26 protein-coding genes and 2 pseudogenes are annotated in these 25,304 nt (G+C 49.2%); 12 read left to right on the forward strand and 16 right to left on the reverse strand.

What is annotated here, in order from left to right; all coding sequences use genetic code 11:
* Nucleotides 1-60 precede the first annotated feature (60 nt).
* The 4 genes from IAQ59_RS12050 to IAQ59_RS12065 form a co-directional block, all read right to left on the reverse strand.
* Nucleotides 61-651, reverse strand: a complete 591-nt coding sequence (locus IAQ59_RS12050) for a LutC/YkgG family protein (protein WP_209331060.1) — start codon at nucleotides 649-651, stop codon at nucleotides 61-63.
* Nucleotides 648-2,024 carry a lactate utilization protein B gene (locus tag IAQ59_RS12055; RefSeq protein WP_209331061.1) on the reverse strand — a complete coding sequence of 459 codons (1,377 nt, stop codon included), beginning with the start codon at nucleotides 2,022-2,024 and terminating at the stop codon, nucleotides 648-650. The genes IAQ59_RS12050 and IAQ59_RS12055 overlap by 4 nt, the downstream gene beginning before the upstream one ends.
* Nucleotides 2,025-2,029: 5 nt before the next feature.
* Nucleotides 2,030-2,761, reverse strand: a complete 732-nt coding sequence (locus tag IAQ59_RS12060) for a (Fe-S)-binding protein (RefSeq protein WP_209331062.1) — start codon at nucleotides 2,759-2,761, stop codon at nucleotides 2,030-2,032.
* Nucleotides 2,762-3,032: 271 nt separating this feature from the next.
* Nucleotides 3,033-3,752: an SGNH/GDSL hydrolase family protein gene (locus IAQ59_RS12065; RefSeq protein ID WP_209331063.1), complete on the reverse strand. Its 720-nt coding sequence runs from the start codon at nucleotides 3,750-3,752 to the stop codon at nucleotides 3,033-3,035.
* A 190-nt stretch (nucleotides 3,753-3,942) separates the two neighbouring features.
* Between IAQ59_RS12065 and IAQ59_RS12070 the strand changes: the two genes are divergently transcribed.
* Nucleotides 3,943-4,857, forward strand: coding sequence for a DUF1684 domain-containing protein (locus IAQ59_RS12070; RefSeq protein ID WP_209331064.1), 915 nt, complete (start codon nucleotides 3,943-3,945; stop codon nucleotides 4,855-4,857).
* Nucleotides 4,858-4,969: 112 nt separating this feature from the next.
* On the opposite strand, the gene acs is transcribed toward IAQ59_RS12070, so the two are convergent.
* The 10 genes from acs to IAQ59_RS12120 all read right to left on the reverse strand — a co-directional run bounded on the left by acs (nucleotide 4,970) and on the right by IAQ59_RS12120 (nucleotide 16,188).
* The gene (acs, locus tag IAQ59_RS12075; RefSeq protein ID WP_209331065.1) at nucleotides 4,970-6,865 is read right to left on the reverse strand and encodes an acetate--CoA ligase; all 1,896 of its coding nucleotides are present in this window, start codon (nucleotides 6,863-6,865) and stop codon (nucleotides 4,970-4,972) included.
* Nucleotides 6,866-6,909: 44 nt separating this feature from the next.
* The gene (locus IAQ59_RS12080; RefSeq protein ID WP_209331098.1) at nucleotides 6,910-7,266 is read right to left on the reverse strand and encodes a response regulator transcription factor; all 357 of its coding nucleotides are present in this window, start codon (nucleotides 7,264-7,266) and stop codon (nucleotides 6,910-6,912) included.
* Complete coding sequence (locus IAQ59_RS12085) at nucleotides 7,266-9,983, reverse strand: sensor histidine kinase (RefSeq protein ID WP_209331066.1); 2,718 nt, start codon at nucleotides 9,981-9,983, stop codon at nucleotides 7,266-7,268. Before IAQ59_RS12085 ends, IAQ59_RS12080 begins: the two co-directional genes overlap by 1 nt.
* The gene (locus IAQ59_RS12090) at nucleotides 9,976-10,173 is read right to left on the reverse strand and encodes a hypothetical protein (protein ID WP_209331067.1); all 198 of its coding nucleotides are present in this window, start codon (nucleotides 10,171-10,173) and stop codon (nucleotides 9,976-9,978) included. Before IAQ59_RS12090 ends, IAQ59_RS12085 begins: the two co-directional genes overlap by 8 nt.
* Nucleotides 10,174-10,314: 141 nt before the next feature.
* On the reverse strand, nucleotides 10,315-12,000 hold the full coding sequence (locus IAQ59_RS12095) for a sodium:solute symporter family protein (RefSeq protein WP_209331068.1): 1,686 nt from the start codon (nucleotides 11,998-12,000) through the stop codon (nucleotides 10,315-10,317).
* A gap of 24 nt (nucleotides 12,001-12,024) precedes the next feature.
* Nucleotides 12,025-12,288 (reverse strand): DUF4212 domain-containing protein, encoded by a 264-nt coding sequence (locus tag IAQ59_RS12100; protein ID WP_209331069.1) that lies wholly within the window; start codon nucleotides 12,286-12,288, stop codon nucleotides 12,025-12,027.
* A gap of 15 nt (nucleotides 12,289-12,303) precedes the next feature.
* Nucleotides 12,304-13,734 (reverse strand): porin, encoded by a 1,431-nt coding sequence (locus IAQ59_RS12105; RefSeq protein ID WP_209331070.1) that lies wholly within the window; start codon nucleotides 13,732-13,734, stop codon nucleotides 12,304-12,306.
* A gap of 135 nt (nucleotides 13,735-13,869) precedes the next feature.
* Nucleotides 13,870-14,292, reverse strand: a complete 423-nt coding sequence (locus tag IAQ59_RS12110; RefSeq protein WP_209331071.1) for an IS1/IS1595 family N-terminal zinc-binding domain-containing protein — start codon at nucleotides 14,290-14,292, stop codon at nucleotides 13,870-13,872.
* Nucleotides 14,293-14,386: 94 nt separating this feature from the next.
* Nucleotides 14,387-15,121: a ZIP family metal transporter gene (locus IAQ59_RS12115; protein WP_209331072.1), complete on the reverse strand. Its 735-nt coding sequence runs from the start codon at nucleotides 15,119-15,121 to the stop codon at nucleotides 14,387-14,389.
* Nucleotides 15,122-15,126: 5 nt separating this feature from the next.
* Complete coding sequence (locus IAQ59_RS12120; RefSeq protein WP_209331073.1) at nucleotides 15,127-16,188, reverse strand: FAD:protein FMN transferase; 1,062 nt, start codon at nucleotides 16,186-16,188, stop codon at nucleotides 15,127-15,129.
* A 200-nt stretch (nucleotides 16,189-16,388) separates the two neighbouring features.
* On the opposite strand from IAQ59_RS12120, the gene IAQ59_RS12125 reads away from it, so the two are divergent.
* Nucleotides 16,389-17,234, forward strand: a complete 846-nt coding sequence (locus IAQ59_RS12125) for a DUF4349 domain-containing protein (protein ID WP_209331074.1) — start codon at nucleotides 16,389-16,391, stop codon at nucleotides 17,232-17,234.
* A gap of 134 nt (nucleotides 17,235-17,368) precedes the next feature.
* On the forward strand, nucleotides 17,369-17,998 hold the full coding sequence (locus IAQ59_RS12130) for a YdeI/OmpD-associated family protein (RefSeq protein ID WP_209331075.1): 630 nt from the start codon (nucleotides 17,369-17,371) through the stop codon (nucleotides 17,996-17,998).
* Here the strand turns inward: IAQ59_RS12130 and IAQ59_RS12135 are convergent.
* The gene (locus IAQ59_RS12135; protein WP_209331076.1) at nucleotides 17,984-18,247 is read right to left on the reverse strand and encodes a hypothetical protein; all 264 of its coding nucleotides are present in this window, start codon (nucleotides 18,245-18,247) and stop codon (nucleotides 17,984-17,986) included. The two genes, IAQ59_RS12130 and IAQ59_RS12135, sit on opposite strands and share 15 nt — an antisense overlap.
* Before the next feature lie 277 nt (nucleotides 18,248-18,524).
* On the opposite strand from IAQ59_RS12135, the gene IAQ59_RS12140 reads away from it, so the two are divergent.
* The 8 genes and pseudogenes from IAQ59_RS12140 to IAQ59_RS12175 all read left to right on the forward strand — a co-directional run bounded on the left by IAQ59_RS12140 (nucleotide 18,525) and on the right by IAQ59_RS12175 (nucleotide 22,083).
* Entirely contained in the window at nucleotides 18,525-18,992 is a 468-nt protein-coding gene (locus IAQ59_RS12140) for an SRPBCC family protein (protein WP_209331077.1), read from the forward strand.
* 80 nt (nucleotides 18,993-19,072) lie between these two features.
* Nucleotides 19,073-19,423 (forward strand): annotated as a pseudogene (locus IAQ59_RS12145) (DUF6624 domain-containing protein); the annotation flags it as partial.
* Nucleotides 19,424-19,442: 19 nt separating this feature from the next.
* Nucleotides 19,443-19,781 (forward strand): DUF1801 domain-containing protein, encoded by a 339-nt coding sequence (locus IAQ59_RS12150; protein ID WP_209331079.1) that lies wholly within the window; start codon nucleotides 19,443-19,445, stop codon nucleotides 19,779-19,781.
* 87 nt (nucleotides 19,782-19,868) lie between these two features.
* Entirely contained in the window at nucleotides 19,869-20,129 is a 261-nt protein-coding gene (locus IAQ59_RS22765; RefSeq protein ID WP_209331080.1) for a four helix bundle protein, read from the forward strand.
* Nucleotides 20,130-20,347: 218 nt separating this feature from the next.
* Nucleotides 20,348-20,752 (forward strand): VOC family protein, encoded by a 405-nt coding sequence (locus IAQ59_RS12160; protein ID WP_209331081.1) that lies wholly within the window; start codon nucleotides 20,348-20,350, stop codon nucleotides 20,750-20,752.
* Between the two features lie 21 nt (nucleotides 20,753-20,773).
* Nucleotides 20,774-20,986, forward strand: a pseudogene (locus tag IAQ59_RS12165) (SRPBCC domain-containing protein); the annotation flags it as partial.
* A gap of 202 nt (nucleotides 20,987-21,188) precedes the next feature.
* Nucleotides 21,189-21,590 carry a VOC family protein gene (locus IAQ59_RS12170; RefSeq protein ID WP_209331082.1) on the forward strand — a complete coding sequence of 134 codons (402 nt, stop codon included), beginning with the start codon at nucleotides 21,189-21,191 and terminating at the stop codon, nucleotides 21,588-21,590.
* Between the two features lie 79 nt (nucleotides 21,591-21,669).
* Nucleotides 21,670-22,083 carry a VOC family protein gene (locus IAQ59_RS12175; RefSeq protein ID WP_209331083.1) on the forward strand — a complete coding sequence of 138 codons (414 nt, stop codon included), beginning with the start codon at nucleotides 21,670-21,672 and terminating at the stop codon, nucleotides 22,081-22,083.
* Between the two features lie 92 nt (nucleotides 22,084-22,175).
* Here the strand turns inward: IAQ59_RS12175 and IAQ59_RS12180 are convergent, their stop codons facing one another.
* Entirely contained in the window at nucleotides 22,176-24,023 is a 1,848-nt protein-coding gene (locus tag IAQ59_RS12180; protein WP_209331084.1) for a serine hydrolase domain-containing protein, read from the reverse strand.
* Between the two features lie 554 nt (nucleotides 24,024-24,577).
* On the opposite strand from IAQ59_RS12180, the gene IAQ59_RS12185 reads away from it, so the two are divergent.
* On the forward strand, nucleotides 24,578-25,304 hold a 727-nt coding region (locus tag IAQ59_RS12185), incomplete at its 3' end, for a reverse transcriptase family protein (RefSeq protein WP_209331085.1).

A 25,304-nucleotide genomic window follows, 5' to 3' on the forward strand; every position in this document is an offset into this window, starting at 1 on the left:
TATGGATTATACCCGTAATACTCCTTTGCTTCTAAATAGGGCCCCTGATTAAGGTGTCATTTACCCCTCATCGAGCAAAAATACGGTCATGCTCCTCGGCCCGTGGGCTCCTATCACGAGGGACTGCTCTATATCGGCCGTTTTGGAAGGACCGGCAATAAACACACCGTATCCCGGATCATTCACCTGAATTTCCCGGTACACCGCATGCATATCCCCTAACAAGTATTTGCTGGAAATCACCACTGCGAGGTGCTGGGCGATAAACGGGAGAACCCGGTGCACCAAATTCTCCTCCGGCATCCAGATGGCTGCATTTTCCGCAGCAGACCAGGTCCCTTCCAGCACCGCCAGTTCCACGGTTTCCAGTTCGTGCGGATCTGTAATGGTATTTAGGTCTACCGTTCCCGTTACTTCCGGCACCGTAGAAACCACCGGTAGTCCCTTTTCGGTATGTTCGCTCAGGTAGCTGTTTATTTCTGCCCTTGTCTTGATTAGAACGGTTCGTCCGCCATTTAGCCTACTGGCCTCTTGAAACCTTTCGAAGAGCTCCTCCTTGGCCGGAGAAGCAAAAGAAAGGTGATCCGGTAACGCTGTCGGCGCCGGCTTATTCGCTTTTGCGGAGCTTAAAATCTGTTGCCTACTATTCATTTTTTTCGGTTATGCTGGTACCACTCCTTAAAACTTTCTTTCGGAACTTCCGGAAGGTCCCGCTTTTTGCCCCACGCATTCACCTTGGAATAAATCAGGCTATCCGGGGTGATTTTCAGCATGGTTCGCGCTGTCTTACCCATGAAATTATACCAAGCAGGATTTCCCAGTACTTTGCCAGCCAGCTTCATCGACCATTTTTTGGCCAATTGCGGATGTCCTTCCTTGGCGATGACCTGCCGCCATTTGTATAGTTGCTCATGGATATTGATCTTCACCGGACAAACGTCCGAACAGGAACCGCAGAGAGTAGACGCAAAGGGAAGGGTGCTGTATTTATTCAGGTCTATGCCCGGAGAAAGAATGGAACCAATCGGACCGGGTACGGTAGATCCGTAACTGAAGCCACTGCTTCTTCGATAGATGGGACAGGTATTCATACAGGCACCACATCGGATGCATTTCAGGGAATTTCGAAAATCCTCCCTGCCCAGCTGGGTCGTTCTGCCATTATCTACCAAGATCAGGTACATTTTCTTTCCCGGTGCAGGTCGGTGAAAATGCGAGGAATAATTGGTGATGCTTTGTCCGGTAGCACTTCTAGCGAGCAAGCGCAGGTAGACCCCTAGATCCGCCGCCCGAGGTATCAGCTTTTCGATCCCCATGCAGGCGATGTGCACATCTGCCAAGTGCGTGCCCATGTCCGCATTTCCCTCGTTGGTGCATACCACAAATCCCCCTGTTTCGGCGATACCGAAGTTCACCCCTGTGATGGCGGCATTGGCCTGGATGAATTTCTCACGCAGGTGTATACGTGCTGCTTCGGTCAGGTACTCCGGATCTTCCGCCCCCTCTTCAGTACCCAGGTGCTTGTGGAAGATTTCACCAATTTCCTTCTTTTTGAGGTGGATGGCCGGCATCACAATGTGGCTGGGAACCTGGTGGTTAAATTGGATGATCCGCTCCCCCAAATCGGTATCTACTACATCATAGCCCCTTTCTTCCAAAAAATGGTTCAGACCACATTCTTCCGTCAGAATGGACTTGCTTTTTACCAGCTTTTTGACCTGGTGCTCTTGCAGTATCCGGTAGACATGCTCGTTGTGTTCCTTTCCGTCTTTGGCCCACAAGACCTCGATTCCGTTCGCTTTGGCGTTTTCTTCAAACTGCACGAGCAATTCATCCAAGTGTGAAAGAACGTAGTCCTTTATCTGTGAGGCCTGACTGCGGAGGGTTTCCCATTCCGGCAGCTTTTGGGCTGAGGTGTCTCTTTTTTGGCGTACGTGCCAAAGGGTATCGTCGTGCCAGTGGGTCCTGGCTTCGTCTTTCAAGAACTCTTCGGCTGCCGCCGCGTGGGTTTTCGGTGATGACATGATGCTTAGGTTTTGGGTAGCGTGATTCCGTTAAGGATTTCGGCGATGTGAAGGATCTTTACCGGGCTTTTCTGCCGCTTCAACAGTCCCTCCAGATGCATCAAACAAGACATATCTGCTCCTGTAATCACCTCCACTTCTTTACTAAGATGATCGGCTATTCGGTCCTTCCCCATCTGCACAGATATGCCTTCCTCAAATACCGCAAAGGTTCCGCCAAATCCACAACACTCGTCTTTGCGGTCCAGGGTAACCAACTGTAGGTTGGCTACCTTGGCCAAAAGGCTCTCCGGTTTGTTAAAATCCTCTCCCACAATCTCGGAAGGCTTCGCTAGCCGCAACCCACGGAGGCCGTGGCAACTGGAGTGAAATCCTACCTTGTGGGGAAAACTGACGCCCAGGTCTTCCACCTGAAGCACGTCTGTGAGAAATTCGCACAGCTCGTAAATCCGTGGGCCACTGCCATCCTGCGCCATGACGTGTTCCTTCACATGGAGGGTACAGCTACCGGAAGGCGCCACGATGTAATCATATCCTGCAAAGGTTTCGGTAAAATGCGCAGAGGTACCGGCGCTGAAATGCTCGTATCCTGAGTTTGCCATGGGCTGTCCACAACAGGTTTGGCTCATGGGGTAATCTACATCTACGCCCAGTTTTTCCAATAGCTCCAGCGTGGCAATAGCTACCGAAGGGTAAAACTGATCTACGTAGCAGGGTATAAATAATCCAACTTTCATGGGTTAGGTTTTCGAATGTACAACATGCCCAACGGGCGATAGTTTACGCATGCACCTTTAAAGATAGCAATAATGAAGAAAAGGGTCAGTGGATAATGGGATTTTTGATGGAAATACACCCTTTCGGTCTAATCCAACGTGTCAAAATTAGGGCCTACGCCGAAAATACCATCCTGTACTGTGCTGATACATTTCTGGGAAGGGAACTATCCTGGGAAAGATCCGAATAGGACCTTATGAAAACGAAATCATCTGGGAACGCATAGGGTCTTTACTCAAAATAAGTAAAGATTTCATCCGCTATTAATTGATGGCCAGCTCTATTCGGATGATTGACTTGGGACATGTAATGGGAAAGGCTATCACCTGCAAGCACACGATCTCTGAATAGCTGATAGCTGTCTACCAAGCCTATCCCATGTTCTTCCGCCAACTTGACCACCTGATTCCGATGCTGTTCCAACTCATCATTTGGATTCAACACATCGACCCGCTGATCCGGAGAAGGAGTCAGGAGAATCACTTTAACATCCCTAGCCAACGCCTTTTTTATCATCTCATTCCAGGCTTGAAGTGCCTTTTCTAGGCCAAGTCCCCGGTCATTCAGCGAATAGTCAATAAAAAGAATGTCCGGCCGATGCGTCAGTACCTCCGAATCAAACCGCCTTCCACCGTTGAGGGCATTTTCTCCTCCAATTGCCGTATTGATGACATTTATCACGGCATAGGGATATTGGGCTTTCAATTTCATCAGCAGGAGAAAAGGATATGAATCCAGTGTATTTACGACGGGGGTTTTGAAATATCCTGCAGGAACAGAATGACCATGAAAAACAAGGTTTATGGTTCGGTTCTCGGGCCATTTCTTCTCCAGCTCGTTTTTCAGTTCCTCAAGATAGGTTGTTTTATCCACAGGTCCATATTGCGACCTTGGATAAAATGATGCCAGTACAAAAAGTAAGGCGGCATAAATCAGGCGTTGCTTGTTCATTGCTTTTAGGTACCGGATTTTCGATCGGGTCAGTGCACTATATCCACATGGTAAGTTAATGGATTTCTGCTAATTTTACATTGGCCAAAAAGCCTAACTCCTTTTATCGCATGATTCTTTCCTTACCCGCGACAGGAAAAATGAATCGCAATAGGTACATTTACAGGGTTTTAGACTGATTTCCTATCACATGAACTTCCTTCCGATCAGACTGGTTTTTCCCGTTGCAATGATCCTGCTATACGTCGCTTGTACTTCCCAAGAAAGCCAGCTGGACATCACGGACGAGGCCCACGAAGCCGAGATGGCCGAGTGGGTGGAACTGCGAAAGCGGGCATTGACCGCAGAGGATGGCTGGTTAAATTTGATCGGCCTGGACTGGCTGACTCCCGGTCCGAATCGCATGGGACGCGGTGGCGGGTTCGAGGTGTCCCTGCCGGATGCAGCTTCTCCGGAAATAGTAGGCGTTTTCGATTGGTCAGGAAATCAGGTCTTCTTCGAGGCGATGGTAGAAGGGGTCAAGATAGACGGCCATGCAGTGGAAGAAAAGGTATTGGTATTTGACGCCGAAACTGGATTATCCGCCCTTATGGAGTTTGAGGCATTTCGCTGGCAACTCATTCAGCGGGGAGATCGGGTGGGCGTCCGTCTGAGGCAGTTGGATTCAGAGGCGGTCCTTAATTTTAAGGGAGTAGCTCGATTTCCCCGGCAGCTTGCTTGGCGAAAGCTGGGAATTTTTACGCCCTATAAGCCCCACAAGCTGGTTCCATTGGCCAATGTTTTGGGTCAAACAATTCCCACACCTGCCGTTGGAACCGTAACCTTTGAGTTGGGCGGGAAAGCATATCAGCTTGATGCCTTTGAAGAAGGGGAATCCCTATTTTTGATTTTTGCCGATGAGAGCAGCGGCCGATCCACCTATGGCGGAGGAAGGTATCTTTATGCCGAAAAACCCGATACGCAAGGCAGGGTAGTGCTGGATTTCAACAAAGCCATCAATCCACCTTGTGTATTCACGTCCTTTGCAACCTGCCCACTGCCTCCCAAGCAACATATTCTTGATGCGATGATTGAAGCAGGTGAGAGGACAAGTGATGCGCCATAGCGAAATAAATATACGCGCACACCGCGCATAGGGAGTCATTTGACCACCTAAAAAAGGGACAGCTACGTTCGTTGGCTGTCCCTTTTTTCGTCATTCGGTCCGTAAAGGCTACTTATACCCTTCCGGCAATGATTTGTTCTACTACCTCAGGATCGAGCAACGTGGAGGTATCGCCCATGCTGTCCAAACTACCCTCAGCCACTTTTCGGAGGATACGGCGCATGATCTTGCCTGATCGAGTTTTCGGCAGGCCGGGCACAATCTGTATCTTATCCGGCTTGGCGATGGGCCCTATGATCTTGGTTACCGTGTCCTTGATTTCGCTGACCAGGTTTTCCGCTGTTCGGTTTTTCATATCACAGATCACGTAGGCATAGATTCCCTGACCTTTTACCTCGTGGGGATATCCCACCACAGCAGATTCGATCACAAGTGGGTGTTCGTTGATGGCGTTCTCGACCTCGGCCGTGCCCATACGGTGCCCGGATACGTTGATCACATCATCCACCCGTCCCAGAATGCGGTAGTAACCATCGTGGTCGCGCTTGACGCCGTCTCCGGTAAAGTACTTGTTTTTGTAGGCTGCAAAGTAGGTTTGTTGGCAGCGCTCGTGGTCGCCGTAGGTGGTGCGTAGCATGCCCGGCCAAGGGAATTTTACGCAGAGGTTCCCTTCCACGGCATTGCCGGTGAGTTCTTTGCCTTCGGGATCCATGATGGCAAGCTGAATACCCGGCAATGGCAGGGTGGCATAAGCGGGTTTGGTGGGGGTAATACCTGCCAATGGAGATACCATGATGCCGCCAGTCTCTGTCTGCCACCAGGTGTCCACGATGGGGCAGCGGGTCTTTCCGACATGGGTGTGGTACCAGTGCCAAGCCTCCTCGTTAATCGGTTCGCCCACCGATCCCAGTACCTTTAGCGAATCCAGGGAATATGCCTCAAGGGGTTCCGTTCCGTGTGCCTGTAGCGCACGTATCGCAGTGGGGGCTGTGTAAAACTGATTCACTTGGTATTTATCTACAATGGCCCAGAACCTGCCGGCATCGGGAAAAGTTGGGACCCCCTCAAACATTATGGATGTGGCACCCGCCAAAAGCGGACCGTATACAATATAGGAGTGCCCCGTGATCCAGCCGATGTCCGCTGTGCACCAGTATACATCTCCTGGGGAGTATTGGAATACGTTTTCAAAACTGTACTTGGTGTACACCATGTAGCCACCGGTGGTGTGTACCACGCCTTTGGGCTTGCCGGTGGATCCGGAAGTGTACAGGATAAACAGCATATCCTCACTGTCCATGGTTTCCGCCTTGTGGGTATCAGACTGACCCGCCACACACTCATGCCACCAAGCGTCGCGTCCTGCCACCATTTGGACGTCCTGTTTGGTACGTTGGTAGACAATGACGTGTTGGACGGTGGTGGTTTTTTCCAGTGCCTCATCGACTACTGCCTTTACGGGGATTTTTTTGGCCCCACGGAAGTTTCCATCCGAAGTGAGAACCATTTTAGCCCCGCAATCATTGATGCGATCCGCCAGTGCGGTACTGGAAAAACCGGCAAACACTACCGAGTGTACGGCACCTACCCGGGCGCAAGCCAGCATGGCAATGGCAGCCTCCGGCACCATCGGCATGTAGATGATGACCTTATCCCCTTTTTGAATGCCCTTTTCCTTCAAGACATTGGAAAAACGACACACTTCCAAATACAGATCATGGTAGGTAAGCGTTCGCCCCTCTTCCTTCGGGTCATTTGGTTCCCAGATGATGGCGGGGCGATCTCCGATGGTATACAGGTGGCGTTCCAAAATATTTTCCGTGATGTTCAGCTTCGCATTTACAAACCACTTCACGTCGGGGCCCTCAAAGTTCCAATCCAATACTTTATCCCAACGCTTTCTCCAATGGAACGAATCGGCAATCCTAGCCCAAAATTCCTCGGGCTGGGAAACACTCTTCTGGTACTCATGGAAATAACCGCTGAGGGTATGAATTCTGTCGCTCATAATCTGATCTATTTTAGGTTTTTATCTATTATTGAATGAATTACTTAATTTAGAAGATGCTTTACCTGCCTTACGAGCTCTTTCGTCGAAAAAGGCTTGGTGAGGTACAGGTCTGCACCCCGCGCGAGGCCTGCCTCGATATCCGAGGCATTGCTTTTGGCGGATAAGAAGACCACCTTGACATGGCCAAAGTGCTCTTTCACGTGACTGCATACCTGATAACCGTCTACATTCGGCATCATGATATCCAACACAATGAGATCCGGTGGACCGGCCGCAATCTGCTCCATGGCTTCTACGCCGTCCCGGGCGATACGTACATCGTATGCCTCCTTTCGAAACAAAAATTCAAGGGATAGCAATATGTTGGGTTCGTCGTCTACGAGCAAAATCTGTTTCATCATTCTGTTGGATCGGTTGTTGATGGCAAAGCCGGAAAACGAACCTGAAAGCAGGTGAGTCCATCGCAGCGACCCACTGTTAAGGTTCCCCCATGGTGTTCGACTATTCGCTTGGAAATGGCCAGCCCGAGTCCACTCCCCTTTGGTGTACGGGTTCCTTGATTTTTTGCCTGATAAAACTTGTCAAAGATCAACGGAACCTCCGCCTCCGGAATACCCGGCCCGTCGTCACTCACGATTACCTCAAAGTTACCGTTTTTATAGCTTACTTTTACCAAAACTTTTGATTTGGCAAATTTTACGGCGTTGCCAATTAAGTTTAAAAATACCTGTCTCATACGATCCCCGTCCACGTAGGCCAACGGAAGGCTACCTACTGTCTGCACATCAGCCAGTAGCTTTTGTTCCGTGAGTGCCCCTTCCAGGGATTCAAGGGTTCCTTGCACCAAGCCTGTCAATTCGATGGGTTCCTTATGCAGGGTTTGCTGCCCGGAGTCAAACCGTTCGAGATCGAGTACTTGATCGATTAAACGCCCCATCCGCTCGGTTTCGTTTACGATGATAGACAAAAACCGCTTTTTGTCGGTTTCATTTAGTCCAGGCTCCTGCAGTATTTCGGCAAAGGCCCGAATAGAGGTGATGGGGGTCTTCATCTCGTGTGTCACGGTGGAGATAAACTCATCCTTAAGTTCATCGGTCCTTTGGAGGCTTTCATTTGCTAAACGCAGCTTTTGGGACGTTTCCTCTAACCTGCGTGTGGCTTCCTGCAGTTCTTTATTGAGTTGTTTCAGTTCCTTTGTTTCCTCCAGCAGGTTGATGACCTCCTCCAGCGAGATTTCTTCTTCCTTGGCCACCGAGGCCACCATAATGTGTGCGGCAGCCGTACCGATCACTCCGGAAAGGAGGCGTTCGAGGTAGTTGACCAGGGCAGGATCGGCAAACCCGGACATAGGGGCCAGCTTGCCGTATTTCTTTTCATACTTTCCAAACGCCTTCTCGGTCTTTTCTTTTCCGAGAAAGCGGGTAAGAAGGTCCCGGAGATCACCCGCTACCGCCTTGCCACGCCAGATAACTGCATCGTCCAAGCGCTGACTGTGGGCGAAGATATCTACGAAAACAGCTGCCTCGTTATGCTCTTTCGAGCTTTGGCGGGAATACATCGACAATACCACGTACACCATGCTATTGGCCAGCAGGCTAAAGAAGAACCCGTGGGCCACCGTGCTCATTCCCTCCATCCCCAGCAAGGAGCTGGGGCGCAGCGGTGCCAGCCCAAAGGGGCCATCCGCTACCAGACTTGGTGAAAGGTAGCCTGCATCCACCATACCCGGTAGGATCAGGGTATAAAACCAAAGGAAAAATCCGGTCAGCATGCCCCCTATCGCTCCCAGGCGGGAGCCTTGTTTCCAGTAGATACCTCCTAAGATGGCAGGCGCCAGTTGGGCGATGGCTACAAAGGAAATCAGCCCGATAGATACCAAGCTGAGCTGCGTTCCCACATAGCGATAAAACAAATAACCTAATACCAAGATGACAAAGATACTGCCCCGCCTCACCTGAAATACCAACCGATCCAAGGGTACGGAAACGCCATCGGACAGCTTCGCATTGGGCACAAGGGCAGGAAGCAGCAGGCTGTTACTTACCATGATGCTGAGCGAAATTACTGCGACGATTATCATGCTGGTAGCGGCAGAGAATCCGCCCAAATAAACCAGCATCGCCAGCCAAGGCTGATCAAAAGCTAGCGGAAAAGCCAATACGTAGGTATCCGCATCAGTGACAGCTAATGGAAAGATGGCCCGGCCACCGATTGCAATGGGCAGCACAAAGAGATTGATGAGCAGCAGGTAGGCCGGAAAGAGCCACATGGCCTTCAGCAAATGTTTCTCGTCGGTGTTTTCGATGACGGCCATATGGAATTGCCGGGGAAGGAACAGGATGGCCAACATAGACAGCAGGCCCATCCAAAACCAATCTGAGACGCCTGAGCTATCAAACCGGTACAAGTGCCCAAGCCCGGATGCCATTCCCTGCCGAAAAACATCTGCAAAGCCGTCAAATGCCACGAAACAAACAAAAACACCCACAACCAGAAACGCCAACAGCTTAAATACAGATTCAAATGCGACAGCCATGACCAACCCTTCCCGTCGGGCGGTAGCTTCAATGTGGCGGGTGCCAAAAAAAGTGGTGAAAGCGGCCAGTCCCAATGTCAGGTACCATGCCGTGTCTAAGTATATAGGCAGTGTATTGCCCGCAGGGGTGTCTCTTTCTATCAGAATATCAAATGATTGGGTAATGGCCTTTATCTGCAAAGCAAGGTAGGGCATAATACCAAAGAGGCAGATGACCGTGACCAGTCCGCCCACAAATACGTCTTTGCCATACCGTGCCGAGACAAAGTCGGCGAGGGTAGCGAACTGCTTGAGCTTGGATATGCGGATGATCTTGCGCATCACCAGCCACCAGAGTGGTGCACACAAGGTCGGACCAATGTATACGGCCATGTAGGAAATCCCTTTTTCGGCGGCATTGCCCACGCTGCCGTAGTAAGTCCAAGCGCTGCAATAGACAGCCAACGTAAGGGTATAGACATAGGGGTTATTGGAGACCGCCCAGCCACTTTTGGACCGGTTGTCGGTCAGGTAGGCGATGGCAAAAAGCAGGGCCAAGTAGCCAAATGTGAACGCTATGACGGTCGCCGGCTCAAACATGGTCTTGGTCACCCCCTGAGCGCAGGGCTCCGTAAGTCAATAGGATCAATCCCAACCAGGTAACAAACACGGAAAAAAACAGTACTGGAATTCCCCACACAGTTCCCTCCCGGTCAAAAAGCGTGATCAGCGGATAGTTGCATACCATCAGCCCCAAAAGGAAAACAGTGACAAGTTTTTGGTTTCGCATGTTCCGTGGTTCCTAGCAGCCGATTTTCGGCCGGTGCATGTGATTTTGGGATAAGTTAAGGAATTCTTTTGCAGGTATAAAGGCAGCAGGTACCGAAATGGGGTTCTGCACCTGCTGCCAGAAGGGTTAGTGGTTTTAAAATCAGTGATCGTGGGCCTGTCCGGCACCCCGGGGTATCCGTATCTCCTGAATCATGTCCTGCACGTCCTGCGGAGGGGCGGGGGTAAGCATGGAGACCGCAAAGCACACGATGAAGTTGATCAGCATGCCGATGCTTCCGATGCCCTCCGGCGAAATGCCAAACCACCAATGCTCCACGGTATTCAGGTCCGGCTGGATAAATTTGAAAAAGATGATGTAGCCCATGGTAAATACCAGCCCGGAGATCATGCCCGCAATGGCCCCTTCTTTATTCATACGGGTGGAAAAGATCCCCATGATGATAACCGGAAAGAAGGAAGCAGCAGCAAGTCCAAAGGCAAAAGCCACCACTTCGGCGACAAATCCGGGAGGGTTTACCCCAAAATATCCTGCTATGACCACGGCAGTGGCTGCCGACAGGCGCGCGATGAGGAGTTCCTTTTTTTCGCTCATACTGGGAGAAAACGTGCGGAATAAATCCCGTGATACCGAAGTGGAAATCACCAGTAACAGCCCTGCTGCAGTGGACAGTGCGGCGGCCATCCCGCCGGCAGCTACCAAGCCTACTACCCAGTTAGGAAGTTTGGCAATTTCTGGCGCAGCGAGCACCATGATGTCTTTGTCAATGGTAAGTTCATTGGTCTCCGCTTGAGGCGTATAACGGACCATCCCGTCTCCGTCTTTGTCGTCCACGCTGATCAGGTTTGTCTTCTGCCAGTTCTCTACCCAGACTGGAAGGTTGTCCACTGACTTATCCGCCACAGTATTGATCGCATTGTATATACCAAAGGCAGCTACCGCAGGGGCGGTGGTATACAAGATCGCAATGAAGACCAAGGCGTAGCCGGCAGAAAGACGGGCATCCTTGACCCGAGGTACGGTAAAAAAACGGACGATTACATGGGGAAGCCCCGCAGTACCTACCATCAGGGCCAGCGTAATCGCGAAGATGTCTGCTACCGGCTTCCGTCCAGCCGTATATTCGGCAAAGCCCAGGTCTCCCAATACCCCATCCAATTTATCCAGGAGGTATTCCCCCCCTTCTACCGTGCCGCCCAGGCCAACCTGAGGAAAGATGTTGCCGGTAAGTTGCATGGAGACGAAGATTGCCGGAACCATAAAGGCAAATATCAGCACGCAGTATTGGGCCACCTGGGTGTAGGTGATACCCTTCATGCCTCCCAAGACCGCGTAAAAGAAGACAATCATCATACCGATAATCACGCCTGTATTGATGTCTACTTCCAAGTAGCGCGAAAATACGATGCCTACGCCCCGCATCTGACCGGCCACGTAGGTAAAGGAGATAAAGAGGGCACAAAAGACAGCCACCACCTTGGCTTTATTGGAGTAGTAGCGGTCGCCCACAAAATCCGGAACGGTAAACTTGCCGAACTTCCGAAGGTACGGTGCCAACAGCAAGGCCAGCAGCACGTAGCCGCCCGTCCAGCCCATCAGGTAGACCGAACCGTCATACCCACTAAAGGCAATGATCCCTGCCATGGAGATAAAGGAAGCTGCTGACATCCAGTCGGCAGCGGTGGCCATGCCGTTGGCCAATGGGGAAACACCCCCACCAGCGGTATAAAACTCCTTGGTGGAAGAGGCCCTTGTATAAATGGCAATGCCGATGTAAAGTGCAAAGGATAAGCCTACCAAAATGTAGGTCCAGGTTAAAATTTCCATGTTAACTCGATAAATGCGTTGGGTTTATTTTTCGTTGACGTCAAATTCCTCGTCCAGCTTGTTCATCAAGTAGACGTAGACAAAGATGAGGATGACAAAGGTGAAGATGGAGCCTTGCTGGGCAAACCAGAATCCAAGTTTGAAGCCGCCGAGGCGAAATGCGTTGAGCGGTTCGGCCAGTAAGATGCCAAACCCAAAGGATACGGCAAACCAGATGGCAAGGAGTGACAAAACAATCTGGATGTTTCGCCGCCAATAATCTTTCATGCGTTGTTTTTGGTGTTCCATGGTCTATTGTTGGAGTTATAAGAATATTTGGGTCTGCAGGATCCATTCGCCCGCATGCCCACTTTTGCGATAATTTTCGAATACAGGCCGTTGGCTATACTGCAAGGTGATTTTTGCCTGGTGGCTGTTGATGAAATAATTCATGCCCAGATCAAACTGGCGTGCAGATTGCTCAAAATAAGCAAAATTTTTGACCGTAAATGCGCCAAACGGCTGAAGCCTTCCCTTCTCTTCCCCCAGCAGCCTTTCAGCTAGCAGGTAACCAGCCTGCGTATACCAGATCTTTCCGGTACCAATCACAGGTTGGGCATTGCCGGGTCCATTTTGGGAACTTCCGGATCCCATGCCTACATTCATAATGCCTACGTTCCGGATATAATTTGGACCAAAGTCGTAATCGTAGTACACCGAATATACGGTGAGCGCGGTACCGGTGAGCTTGTTGAGCGGGATGTCAAGGAAGGCGTCCAACGCCAACAACCGTATGTCGTGGCGTGTTAACTCACCGGAACTGTCCCTGGACGACGTGGCTCCGGGGTGGCGGTGCCAGCCTGCTCCTAGGTTCAATACCGATTTTGTGCCCAAATAAGTCCCTGCAAAGTACGGCAATTTATTGTTTTCTTTGTCTAAAAATTGATAAGCGATGTATCCCTGAGTGGCCCAGTTGTCATTGAGGGTATTAGCGGCCATTGGCCGCTGGGTCGTTTCGTCGTAGGAACCCCCATTGCCCACCGAATAGGGTTTGTTGTACGCCAGCCGGTAATCCAGCTTGCCAATCTGCCCCTTGGCATAAAATCCAAATTGCCGCCCAAATTGATCCGTAAGATCGATCAGCGGCCAATTGAAAACAGGGGCATCTACCGTCATAAAACTTAGGGTACTGGCACTCGTCATCCGGGAAATCCCATTCCAGTAGTGCAAGCCCATTCCCCAGTATAACTGATCGGTGATCTTGTATTCTGTCCAAATATCGTGAAAGAACATGGCGGGCTTTTTACTGCTCACCAAGATATCCTTATCCGATGATACGGCCTGCGCGTTTCCGGTAAAGCCCCCGGCGGGAATGCCGCCATTCGTAAAGGTTTGGTTATTGATGCCCCAGTGCGTCAGGATAAGGAACTTGGGTGAAATCTCCGCATAGGCGAGTATCCGGGCTCGACGTAGGCCCATATCGGAGGATCTTTCGGCAGGATTGCCCTCTACGCCTTGTGTGCCAGGATTATTCTGGGTAGCACGGGCCCAGAGTTGGTTCCAGAAGAGAAAGCGGATGTATTTGCTGCCGTCCTCGGTGAGTTTTAGGGTAAGGGGCCGGTAGGTGTGGTCTACAAATTCCCGGGGGGTGATGACCGGATCCGACTGCAGGCCCAACGTGTCCTGACCTTGGCTACTGACGGGTAGCTGCCAGGAAAGCAAGAGTGTGAGTAGTGTACAATAAATTGATTTCATGATTATTCCGGGTTAGTACAACCTCTCGCCGGGCCCTCGCGATTTGCGGAATCTAAAGTGGGAATTAGAATAACAAGGAAAAAAATGGATATATATTTTCGTAAAATTAAGATAGCTGCCCCATACCGGTTGGGTTTACCGGTGTTTGAAGCGCTCCCATTGAATCACCATGTATTTGTCTCCCAGTTCGGTAACCAGCATACTGGAATCCTTTAGATTGCTGTTTTTAGCCATAAAATTGACCAATTCGGTATGATTAAAGACTTTATAGGTTGGTCGGTAGTCGTAATTTTCCGGTGCTTTGATCCGGTATTGCCGCACCCAGTTCATCACCGACACGTGCGATACACCCAATATTCTTTCGATTTCCCGGTAGCTGACTCCCTCGATGTATAGCTGAAGGGCTTTGACCACATAGTACTTATCGATGGCCTTTCCCAGCTTTTGCACCGTGAAGTGATAGCCGCAATTCTTGCATCGAAACCGCTGTTTTCCGTTTATTATACCGCTCTTAACGGCTTTGGAGGAATCACATTTGGGGCAGGAGCGGTCTTTCATAGCGGATCAAACAATGAGATATACTAAATTAGCGAATATATACCATATTAGCAACATAAACGATACCTATGGAATTTAGGAGCCGATTTAGCCGCTATACCATAAATTCGGTCAGGATTGCCAAAGCCGAAGCAGCGATGATTATCAGCAGTTTGTGAAGCTGAAAGCGGTGTTGGGGGCTGCTTTCGAAAAAGATCGTGGTGGAGATATGGAGAAATCCACCTGCCACGAGCCCGAAAAGGATATTGATGCCCTGCTGCCCGATTACTGCTTCGGTATAAAGCCAGTCGGTAGACAAGAGTCCCAGCGGGGAGGCCAAGGCAAACAGCACCAGTAGGGCCAGGGTTTTTTGCTTATTCAGCCGGGTTAGCAGGACCGCTACCAACGCAAAAGCCTCCGGCATTTTATGGAGAATGATCCCGATCAATAGGGTTTCGCTTCCGTGATGATGGTGCAAAAGGGTGGGCTGCTTGGACAATAAGGTACCTTCCAAAAAAGCATGCAGGAAAAGTCCGATCATCAGCGTCCACACGCTGTTTTGAAGACCTGGGCTTGCGTGATGGTGAATATGGCCGTGCTCGATGCCAGAAGACATGAAATTGAGTACCTGCTGCAGCAGAAACCCCAACAGTATAAACAATCCCATGTAGTAGGCGGACTCGTGGTCTGCAAAGAGTTCAGGCAGCAGGTGCAGGATCGTGATGGAAAACAAGTAGGCTCCCGCAAAGATCAGGGCCAGTTTAAAGTCCTTTTCCTGCCACTTCGGCAAAAGCAATGCCAGCGAACCGGCAGCAAGTGCAGAGACAAAAAGTATCGTTGCGTTTAGCATGGCATTTACTGGTTTTGCTGGGGAAACGATAGGAATGGCTTGAGCCCTTCACTGGCAAAGGATCGCAGATTTCCCTGCTCGTCGTTGTATATCAGGAATATCTCCAATCCAGGAACCTGTTGCTGTAGGCTGATGGAGGCTTCTGTGCCAAGGACCATCATGGCGGTGGCGTAGGCATCCGCCGTCATGCAGTCATTAGCCAGCACGGTGGCACTCAGCAAGCCATGCACGACCGGGTACCCGGTAAAGGGGCTGATCGTATGGGATAGCTTTTGACCATCCTGTTCGTAGAAGTTACGGTAGTTACCGGACGTGGCCATCCCCTTGTTATCCAGGGCCACAATGCTGTAAAGCTCGTTGGCCTGCCCTTCTTCATCGGGTTGGGTGATCCCCACCTTCCAGATTTCGCCCGCATCGTTGGTTCCCTTTGCGGCCAGTTCACCACCGATTTCCACCAAATAATTTGCGATGCCCTGGGCGGCAAGGTAATCCGCCACCACATCCACGCCGTATCCTTTGGCGATGGCACTGAAGTCCAAGTACAGGTCAGGCCGAAGTTTGATCACAGCCCTTTGGTCGAACTGCACCTTGTCAAAGCCTACCCGCTGCAGCAATTGCTGTATTCCAAGACTGTCTTTGCGTTCAGCGCCTTCGGGTCCAAAGCCCCAGGCGTTGACCAATGGACCTACCGTAGGGTCAAAAGCTCCACCAGTGGCTTCGAACACTTCCTTACTCACGGAAAGTACCGGGTAGAAATAGGGTAATTCGAATACCAAGGTATCAGAAGCGTTAAAGCGGCTGATCTCCGAATCCGGAATGTAGGTCGAAAGCGATTGGTTGAATACGGTCAAGAGCGAATCAATGCCGTCCTGCAGGTCCCTCCTTTGCTCGTCCAGGTAGACGATGCGGTAGGAGGTACCCATAGTGGTACCCGAAAACACCATCTTGGTGTCCGCATTTTCGGGTTGGGCAGGTACGGGTTGATTTTGCCGGTATAGGTAAACCAAAAACACCACCAAAAGCAGTACAATGCTGTAGATGATATTTTTAAGGGCGTTCTTGTTCATTGTAAGATGCGAAAGCTGATTTTTTTCGAAAGTTAACGCTATTTTTTAGCAATAGAATGGTATTTTTATGGATAGTATGATCAATCGCGGGTGGATTTCCTTCTACAAATGACCCACGAAACCCTGATGAAAGGCATGCTCAAACAGGCTCCCGGTCGCCTCTTTGGAAAAGAATGGACCATTTACCAACCAAATGTAACATGAAAGCGATGCCATCCTTCATTCATCTTTCCCTGATCTTTCTAAGCATTGCGTGCCATTCGCCCGATGGACGCCTAATGGATCTGGGCCATGTAGACAACGAATTCGAAGAAATCATCGAAGTCCGCGATACCGAGCAGCCTCCCCCACCCCTCGAGGGGGAAACGGTAGAAGAGACGCCAAGCAAAAAGATTATCCGCCGGGGAGGGATCGATTTCCGCTCCGGGAACCTGGAGGACGACTACCGGAAGTTAAAAAATCTCCTGCCGACCTTTCAGGCTTTTGCCGAAAACGAAAACCAGTCCGCCTCTGCCTACCAAAAGGCGTATACCTTGACAATTCGGGTACCCTCCGAGCAGTTTGATACGCTGATGACGGCGATTTCTGCACTTGCCGTTCGGGTAGATAACCGGTATAGCAACCGGGAGGATGTGACGGGCAATTATTATGACCTGCAAACACGCATCAAAAACAAGAAGGCACTGGAAGAGCGGTACCTTCAATTGCTTAAGCAGGCGGCCAATGTAAAAGATATGTTGGATATCGAACGGGCCCTAAATGAAACGAGGACAGCGATAGACCAAATGGAAGGGCGGTTTGCCATGCTTGGCAATCAGGTCGCACTGAGTACACTGCAGGTATACTTCTACGAAAACCTCTCGCCCGGCTTGACGCCGGCACTTGACGAGGGCGTAGGTAAGAGCATCCTGCTTGCATTGAAAAAGGGCTGGCAGGGTTTTGTCCTGTTTCTTCTATGGCTGGTCCGTATTTGGCCCTTTTTGATACTAGGCGGGGTTGGGCTGTTTTTTTGGCGCCGCCATAGGCGGAATAGGAAAGGAGGATGAAACTAGCACCTACTAGCCATACCGCAATCTCCCCATTCTTGGCTTGCGGTTGGTAAGCAAGTTTAGGTCTGAAGACCGCAAATTACAGATGAATGCGTGAAGGGTGGTCACCACCTGCAATAAACGCCTCGCTAATGAAAGGAAATTTAAATCCATTGGTAGATCGGTATTTGATCGATGGGTGCATGCGCTGCAAATACGGGGGTACTCCCCAGTGCAAGGTGCGCAACTGGACCCAGGAACTTCAGGAACTCCGGCAGATCGTGTTGCAAACCGGCCTAACCGAGGAAATCAAGTGGGGTGTGCCGGTATATACCCTCAACGGAAAAAACATCGTTAATGTCAGTGCCCTCAAGGAATCTGCCAATATAGGGTTTTTTAAGGGGGCCATCTTGAAGGATCCCCACAAGCTATTGGAGCAGCAGGGCTCCATCCAATCGGCCCGGCTGATCCGATTTACCGACGTGCAGCGAATCCGGGAGCTGTCAGACGTCCTGAAGTCCTATGTAATGGAAGCCATTGCGGTGGAGGAAAGCGGCCAACAGGTAGAGACGGTCAGGAATCCCGAACCCGTTCCCGAGGAGTTGGAAACGGCCTTTGAGGAGGATGCTGCTTTCAAGAAGGCGTTTTACGCGCTGACACCCGGAAGACAACGGGGGTATATCATTCATTTTTCCCAGCCCAAGCAATCGGCGACGAGATTGGGGCGTATTGAGAAATACCGGCAGCGGATTTTAGATGGCCTGGGACTACACGACAGGTAAGGGGGTACTAAATTTGGATTCGATGTACTGCTGCACCTGTATGACCAGTTCGTCGGAGTGGTTTCGCCGTCCTTTGAAAATGATAAACGGGGACTTTGTCTGCCGGCCCAAATCCACCTGAAAGATCTTAGAACAACGGATCCACTCCCTTTTGAAGGAGGAATTGATTGGCTTCCAGCAACCCCTGCCGTGCGTTGTCAAGGCCCGCAGGATTGACCTGCTTAGGAGTAGAATGGATACGGGTTTCATGTGTCTATAATTGTTTTTTCAGCGGTCAGATGGAATCTCGCACGAATTACAGTCGTCCCTCTGTGTGTCGCTTGCGTCATGCTCGATTTCATACACCAATAATAGGTAGTTTATTTGTCGTATTCAACCCTTTATATTGTCGCTTTTGCCACATGTAACTTTTTTCTTATTGGCTAACTTTGTAGTATATTTGGATTAAGGGTTCTATTGGAAAGTCATTTGCGGTTAGTTGTAAGAAATACCAAAGGTTTTTTTGGATCACTAAAATTGGAAATAAATGGAAAGGTTAACGTTCTCAATCATTATCAATGCCCCTAGGGAAAAAGTTTGGGATACCATGTTGGGTGATGAAACCTACCGAAAATGGACGGAGGTATTTATGCCGGGGTCTTATTTTGTTGGAGATTGGAGCCAAGGGAGCAAAATCCTGTTTTTGGCCCCTGATGGTAAAGGGAATATTTCCGGCATGGTAAGTAAGATAAAAGCAAACAAACTACATGAGTTCATCTCGATTGAGCATATGGGTTTTGTCGAAAACGGAAAAGAAGATACTACCAGTGAGGCAGTCCAATCATGGGCGGGAAATCTTGAAAATTACACATTGGCAGAGAAAGATGGTTCCACAGAAGTACTGGTGGAATTGGATACCGCAGACGAACACAAAGAGATGTTTGAAAGTACCTGGAAGGATGCGCTCAAAATACTCAAGACCCTATCTGAAGGATCTAACGGAAAATTTAGCTAGACTCCACCAGGAGAGGAGCTCCAATAGCATTTCAATTTCAACATGGATATACATTGCGCTGCTGAAAATATAATTTCAATGAAAAGTGCTTGGTTCTGATGCAAATGGAAGTGAAACAAACACTGCATGAATTGAGGCAAAAGGCGTATTTAACTGACCGTATAGCGGTATTTGAAGGAAAACCACAGCAATACGGAACCCAATTTGATTGGGATGACGATGGTCTTTTAAGCCCAAGTCCCTTTGATGATTTGGAAAAGGTGAATGAAAGACGATGGTATATCGGTCTAAATTCGTTGGAAGAGCAGACAGCAGTAATTCGAAATCAGGCCAGCATTGATAATCAAACTCCACCAGCCGACTTAAAAGCAAGAAGAAGGGAGATCGATTTCTGGAAGGAGAAGGTGGGATGGATTAAAGAATCAAGTTGAGCTGGATTCTGAAAGAGAATTGCAATCAGAAATTATCGACAAGGATTTGCCCTTAGCCGAAAGCAAAATCTGGCACCGGCATCCGGTTTGGTTTTTGGACGGAAATCCTACTGTAGGGTACAGCATCCAAAAACTTGGTGTGAGACTGATGTTTTGGAGTGGGGCAGATTTTGGGGAACAGGGGCTGAACGTGGTTGGTAAGAAATTCAAGGATGCCTCCATTTTCTATCAACGGGTATCTGAAATCGATCAAGAGGATTTGGTTCGATGGTTGGAGAAGTCCAAAGCCATCCAATGGGATTATAAGAATATTGTCAAGAGGAAAGGGGAGTTGGTGAGGTTGAGGTGTAAGGGATAAGTCACAAGGAGTAAGAAGAGAGGCTACAATTGATGCAGCTTTCAAGACCGGTATTGTTTAATGAGGTGCATATAAAAGCTGAGAAGTATGGGAATTCAACGATTTGAGGACATAATTGGTTGGCAGAGGGCGCAAGATTTGGCTGTGGATAGTTATGGTATTTTCCAGCATTCGAAGGATTTTGGGTTTCGGGATCAGATTTGTCGCGCTGCGGTTTCTGTATCCAATAACATTGCGGAAGGTTTTGATCGAAGTTCAGATTCGGATTTTTGCCGATTCTTGTACATAGCAATTGCTTCGTGTAGTGAAGTGAAGTCCATGGTTTATCTTGCCCAAAGGTTAGGATAAATCACGGATGACCAAACCCAGGCTTTGGTGAAAAAATCGGAAGAGGTAGCGAAAATACGTAGAGGGTTAATTAAATCCCTCAGTTTAAAAAGCAAGACGATGAGGGAGGAAATGCCATAATAGCTAAAAAGTCCTATTAACCATACCCGACTTGCACAATTCACTTACACCTTAGACCTTATGACTGTGGCCACATGATCAACTAAACCCAACCCACAATGATACAATCCATTTATGTAAACCTTCCTGTAGATGACCTACAACGGTCCAGAGACTTTTGGACTAAGCTTGGATTTTCGTTCAATGAAGCATTTTGTGACGAAAAGGCCCTTTGCCTGATGCTGAACGAAGGTAGCATCTGTGCCATGCTCCTCCAAAGAGAGTTCTTCGCCACCTTCACCAACAGAGCCGTGGCAGATCACAGTACCACGCAGGTTTTGTTGGCCATAGCAGTGGAAAGTCGCCAACAGGTGGATGATATGGTCCGAACGGCCCTGGAAAACGGCGCCACCCGCTATAGGGAAGCGCAGGATCATGGCTGGATGTATTATGACAGCATTGCGGATCCTGATGGGCACCAATGGGAAATCATGTTCAGTGATCCTAACCAACTACCAACCTGATATGAAAGCTTTGGGTTTGATTTTGAAGCGGTTTTTGATGAAATCCGCGAGCCGGAATGGGTAGTGTATACCATGGGTGATGGTCGTAGGGCGGAAATTGAATTCAGGGAAGATGGCGAAAAGACTTTCGTGAAAGTCAGTTTTGACCCCGAGAAAACCATTTCCAGGGAATTACAGCAAAATGGCTGGCAGGCTATCTTGAACAATTTCAAAAAGTATGTGGAAACCCATTAACCCCGGTTTTGATGGAAAAACAAAGAACATTTCGTATTTGTGAAAAAGAGTTAGGCTTTAAGGAAGTAAGCCCAAAGAAATAGTCTCCATTCATATAGCGTTTGGGTATAAAATGCTTTAGCCATTTGGCTACGCATAGTATCCATTAGTATCGATAACTATCCATTACTATCCACCCTATCCAATTTCTAATTAGTTCAAAATGACAAAATCTCCTTATAAACCTGCTGGCTACAATTCTGCTTCCCCCTACTTCATCCTAGAGGACGCAGACAGATCTGTGGCATTGATGCAACAGATCTTTGATGCCAAAATGCTCCGGGAGTATCGGAGGCCGGATGGGAATATTATGCATGCCGAACTGCAGATTGACGACTCGGTCATCATGTTGAGCAATGCTTCAGAAAGGTTTCCTCCGGTTCCTATTGTGATGCATGTGTATGTGCCTGATGTGGATAAAATCTGGGAAAAGGTTTTAGCAGCAGGCTGCGAAGCAGTAGAACCACCCAAAGAAAGGGGAGACGATTCCGACAGAAGGGCCACCTTTAAGGATTATGCGGGAAATATGTGGTCCATCGGGACGCAGTTGGAAAGCAATACCTAGCAGTAATGTTAATTTCATACTATCCATGAATATCTTGTCCACTAAGGCGGATCGAATATCAATTAATATCAATTTAACCATGAAAAACCCAGCACAACCCTACCTGCATTTCCAGGACAATTGCAAGGAAGCCATGCAGTTTTACCAAGAATTATTTGGCGGAGACCTTGAAATCATGCCCATCGGAGCATCTCCAGCCAAGGAACATTTTCCGGAAGACCTCCACAACCTAATTCTCCACGCCACACTAAGCAACGGTAACTTCAAATTTATGGCCTCCGATATGTGTGGCCAAGGTGATTTGGAGCAAGGCAATTCGGTTCATTTAAGCCTGGATTGCGATTCCAAAGAAGAAATAGATCATCTATACGAAAAGCTTTCCGAAGGGGGAACGGTGGTACAAAAACTCGAGCCCCAATTCTGGGGAGCGCTGTTCGCCATGGTTATTGATAAGTTTGGCGTGCGTTGGATGCTGTCTTTGGAGAATCCTTGATAATGTGTAGCTAAACCTTCCAGGTTTTGGAGGATAGAGAGCATTTTCCTCCATGTTAGCAAGTAGTTTCTTCCGAAATGGAAGCGCTAGGACTATTCAAACGCCGGCAGCAAATGCTCCCAGATCAGGTTGAGCTCCGCCTGCATGTTTTGGATATGGGCCGTAGTGACGATCACGGCGTTCTTTTCGGGCAGTATCAACACAAACTGTCCGTTGGCACCGTCGGCCCGATAGGAGTTGTGCCGGCTGCGCCAAAGCTGGTAGCCGTATCCCTGTAGCCAGTCGGAATCCTTGGCGTTGACTTTCAGGTTCTCTTTTTTCTGACCTGCAGGGAGGGAGGGTACTTGGGCCGAACTGGCCTCCTCGATCCATGCGGAGGGCAGCAGTTGCTTCCCTTTCCATTCCCCTTTTTGTAGGTAAAAGAGGCCCAGCTTGGCCATGTCCTCGGTTTTTACCTGTAGTCCCCATCCACCCACATCCAATCCCTGTGGGTTTTGGTCCCAGGTGGCGCCTACGATGCCCAAGGGCCGCAATAGTCTGGGCTGTAAATAATCCAACAAACGCTCTCCGGTGACCTGATGTAATATGGCGGAAAGCATAAAAGTGGCCAGGCTATTGTAGACGTATTGGGTGCCGGGCCGGTGCACGACCGGAAAAGCCAGAAAGGCCTGTACCCAATCGGCGTCCTGATTTTCCCGTATCGTCCGGGTAGGATCCACGTCATTCCCGGCGGTCATGGTCAGCAAGTGCCGTATCTCCATGGCTGCTAGGTGGGGACTGATCTCCGCCGGCAACTTATCCGGAAAGAAGGAGATGACCTTATCGTTTACGCTCAAAAGGCCCTCCTGCACGGCAAAGCCAATCGCCGTGGCAGTGAAGGTCTTGCTGACCGAAAAGAGGGCATGGGGCTTGTTTGCCGCATGTTCCCCAAACCACCGTTCAAAGACCACCTTGCCATTTCGGAGGATCATCAGGCTGTGCAGGTCCTGTTCGGCGGTTTGTACCGCTTGCAGGTAATCTGAGATGGCTTCCGCACGTATTTTTTCCGCCTCCGGGTCAGATCGGGGCAAGGCTTTGATGGCCGTGATGAAGTTGATCAGTTCAACTCCCTTGTTTGCCACTGCTTCTTTTACCTTTTCGCTGGTCCAGGTATCGGTGACCCCCTGTCGATCCACGGCCACGTCCTCGTAGCCGATGTGGCCGACTCCCCGCATCTCCAGGTTGTCATAGGAGGGGTGGTCCACAAATTGATAGGATCTGCCCGATTCCAGTTTTTCCAGCATACGGATAAAGGACGCTTCCTTTTCTGAAGAGCTGCCTTTGGGCCCTTCATAGCTGACTCCGGAGATCCCCAATCCGAGCATCACCTCCCTACTCATCACGGGCAGGTCGTATTCTTCGGATAGCCGGGAGACCATTTTTGCCACTTCGGGATAAAAGCCCGTGGAGCCCATGTGTCCCGAAAGGTGGCTGACTTGGGGCACCTGCTTTAGGGTCAGCTCGATCTGTGCCCGAAACTCCCGTTCGATTTCTTCCAGTTTCCAGGCCCTCTCCGTGATGGCCAGTCCGGGGTAATTTTGGTGGGGCCAGATCATGGGCAGAAAGTAGCCATCTGCATCCGTGAGGCTGGGGCATTGGGTCAGCGGCCGCCATTTGATGCCATCCCACTCGCTGGTCAGCACCAGGTGTAGGCCCACGTCCACGCCGGTATGCTTGCGGAGCAGCTGCACCGCCTCCGGAAACCAGGGCGTGACCACCATCAGTTCGATGGAAGTTTCGATCCCTTTTTCAAAGGTTTCTATGCTGGCCAGGTTTGTCGATCGGGAGGACCCCATGTCATCCCCTCTGACGATCAATCGGGGGCCGGGCTGCTGTGCCTGGGAGAGCGCGGCGAAGAGGGTGAAGAAAAGGAGGGAGAGGCGTTTTAGAAAATGGGGCATGGAGGCTACGGTTGGATTGCTTAAAAATAGCAAATTTTCGGATAGGTTGGGAAAATGCCGCAAAAAGCACCTAGGCACGCTACGAAGAAAATTCGTCTATATTGGTTTAATCTATTTAAAATAGTATTTAATCGTGGCATAAGGTAAAATAGGTGCTTAAAATTACCCCGATCAGGGTATTTTTTTATTTGGGGTGAAGCCTTATCTTTAGCAGTGGCGCATGGCTTGTCCTTGTTGAAGGAAGAAACCGATTTAGCAGGTTCTTTTTCCTTCTGGAGAGGGCTGCGGTCCCAGCACACAAGGCGCTATGGGGTAGCGCATACGCAATTGTTGGCAGCAACCCTAGAAAGACAGAAGACACAGCAAGACAATGACTGAAAATGGACTGGACATACAAACCAAATCGACCAAGCGAACAGACTTTCAAACTGACCGTGTTTTGATATGTAGAAAAGTGACATTAGAAAAAGAAAAAGCCAACCATTCGCATTTTTTAAAATTTATTTTAGCCAGCCGCACACCATAACAAATTTTAACTTTGAGATCTTGAAATAATGAGTGATAGAACATTAGAAACATATTTCAGTACTGACAACCTTAAACTAGCCTATTACAGAATAGTTTGCTGGCCTGAACGGTTAGTGAAAGACCGTTTTGGAATACATGCCTTTGGTGCTCAACTGGACAAAAACTTAAAGCAACTTTCAGAGAAACTCATAGTCGGAAAATATTCACCCCAACATGGCTTTAAATATTACGAGCCAAAATCATCAGGCACACAAAGGACAAAAACGCTTTTGATGATTGAAGATGCTTTAGTATACCAAGCTATTGCAAATGTGATAGCAGCAAGAAATTATGAATTATTGGCAGAGCATGATGATTTTGTATTTGGTTCAGTTTTAATGCCAGACACAAGGCAAGGTGCTGAATTACTCAAACAAGAAAATCCGAAATATTTCTTTTTCAAGTTTTGGAAATCATTATTTGTAAGGTTCAAAGACTCTGTAATAAAAGCTATAGAGCAAGACAGGGCAACACACAAGTTCGAAACAGATATAACAGGTTTTTTTGATTCCATACCACACTACAATTTGCTTTTTACACTAAGTACTCATTTTGGTGTGGAGGATGAAATACTGGACTTACTTTCGGTTTGCCTGAATGCATGGTCGGGGACTAAAGAAAGTAGCACTCCGGGTGTTGGAATACCACAAGGGCCACAGCCCAATGCTATTAAGTTAAGGTTTTGTGATTGGAATTCCTTTCGCCGAAAGTGTG

This window comes from Lunatimonas salinarum, from assembly GCF_017811155.1.
GTDB classification, from domain to species: Bacteria; Bacteroidota; Bacteroidia; order Cytophagales; family Cyclobacteriaceae; genus Lunatimonas; species Lunatimonas salinarum.

Excerpts from the sequence above, each read along its gene's own strand:
- IAQ59_RS12120 (WP_209331073.1), bottom strand. The coding sequence starts at position 16,188 with ATGAACAAGAACGCCCTTAAAAATATCATCTACAGCATTGTACTGCTT.
- IAQ59_RS12110 (WP_209331071.1), bottom strand. The coding sequence starts at position 14,292 with ATGAAAGACCGCTCCTGCCCCAAATGTGATTCCTCCAAAGCCGTTAAG.
- IAQ59_RS12080 (WP_209331098.1), bottom strand. The coding sequence starts at position 7,266 with ATGAAACAGATTTTGCTCGTAGACGACGAACCCAACATATTGCTATCC.
- IAQ59_RS12090 (WP_209331067.1), bottom strand. The coding sequence starts at position 10,173 with ATGCGAAACCAAAAACTTGTCACTGTTTTCCTTTTGGGGCTGATGGTA.
- IAQ59_RS12055 (WP_209331061.1), bottom strand. The coding sequence starts at position 2,024 with ATGTCATCACCGAAAACCCACGCGGCGGCAGCCGAAGAGTTCTTGAAA.
- IAQ59_RS12100 (WP_209331069.1), bottom strand. The coding sequence starts at position 12,288 with ATGGAACACCAAAAACAACGCATGAAAGATTATTGGCGGCGAAACATC.
- IAQ59_RS12085 (WP_209331066.1), bottom strand. The coding sequence starts at position 9,983 with ATGTTTGAGCCGGCGACCGTCATAGCGTTCACATTTGGCTACTTGGCC.
- IAQ59_RS12130 (WP_209331075.1), top strand. The coding sequence starts at position 17,369 with ATGAAAGGAAATTTAAATCCATTGGTAGATCGGTATTTGATCGATGGG.
- IAQ59_RS12115 (WP_209331072.1), bottom strand. The coding sequence starts at position 15,121 with ATGCTAAACGCAACGATACTTTTTGTCTCTGCACTTGCTGCCGGTTCG.
- IAQ59_RS12070 (WP_209331064.1), top strand. The coding sequence starts at position 3,943 with ATGAACTTCCTTCCGATCAGACTGGTTTTTCCCGTTGCAATGATCCTG.
- IAQ59_RS12125 (WP_209331074.1), top strand. The coding sequence starts at position 16,389 with ATGAAAGCGATGCCATCCTTCATTCATCTTTCCCTGATCTTTCTAAGC.
- acs (WP_209331065.1), bottom strand. The coding sequence starts at position 6,865 with ATGAGCGACAGAATTCATACCCTCAGCGGTTATTTCCATGAGTACCAG.
- IAQ59_RS12060 (WP_209331062.1), bottom strand. The coding sequence starts at position 2,761 with ATGAAAGTTGGATTATTTATACCCTGCTACGTAGATCAGTTTTACCCT.
- IAQ59_RS12180 (WP_209331084.1), bottom strand. The coding sequence starts at position 24,023 with ATGCCCCATTTTCTAAAACGCCTCTCCCTCCTTTTCTTCACCCTCTTC.
- IAQ59_RS12160 (WP_209331081.1), top strand. The coding sequence starts at position 20,348 with ATGATACAATCCATTTATGTAAACCTTCCTGTAGATGACCTACAACGG.
- IAQ59_RS12065 (WP_209331063.1), bottom strand. The coding sequence starts at position 3,752 with ATGAACAAGCAACGCCTGATTTATGCCGCCTTACTTTTTGTACTGGCA.
- IAQ59_RS12170 (WP_209331082.1), top strand. The coding sequence starts at position 21,189 with ATGACAAAATCTCCTTATAAACCTGCTGGCTACAATTCTGCTTCCCCC.
- IAQ59_RS12175 (WP_209331083.1), top strand. The coding sequence starts at position 21,670 with ATGAAAAACCCAGCACAACCCTACCTGCATTTCCAGGACAATTGCAAG.
- IAQ59_RS22765 (WP_209331080.1), top strand. The coding sequence starts at position 19,869 with ATGGGAATTCAACGATTTGAGGACATAATTGGTTGGCAGAGGGCGCAA.
- IAQ59_RS12050 (WP_209331060.1), bottom strand. The coding sequence starts at position 651 with ATGAATAGTAGGCAACAGATTTTAAGCTCCGCAAAAGCGAATAAGCCG.
- IAQ59_RS12140 (WP_209331077.1), top strand. The coding sequence starts at position 18,525 with ATGGAAAGGTTAACGTTCTCAATCATTATCAATGCCCCTAGGGAAAAA.
- IAQ59_RS12135 (WP_209331076.1), bottom strand. The coding sequence starts at position 18,247 with ATGAAACCCGTATCCATTCTACTCCTAAGCAGGTCAATCCTGCGGGCC.
- IAQ59_RS12095 (WP_209331068.1), bottom strand. The coding sequence starts at position 12,000 with ATGGAAATTTTAACCTGGACCTACATTTTGGTAGGCTTATCCTTTGCA.
- IAQ59_RS12105 (WP_209331070.1), bottom strand. The coding sequence starts at position 13,734 with ATGAAATCAATTTATTGTACACTACTCACACTCTTGCTTTCCTGGCAG.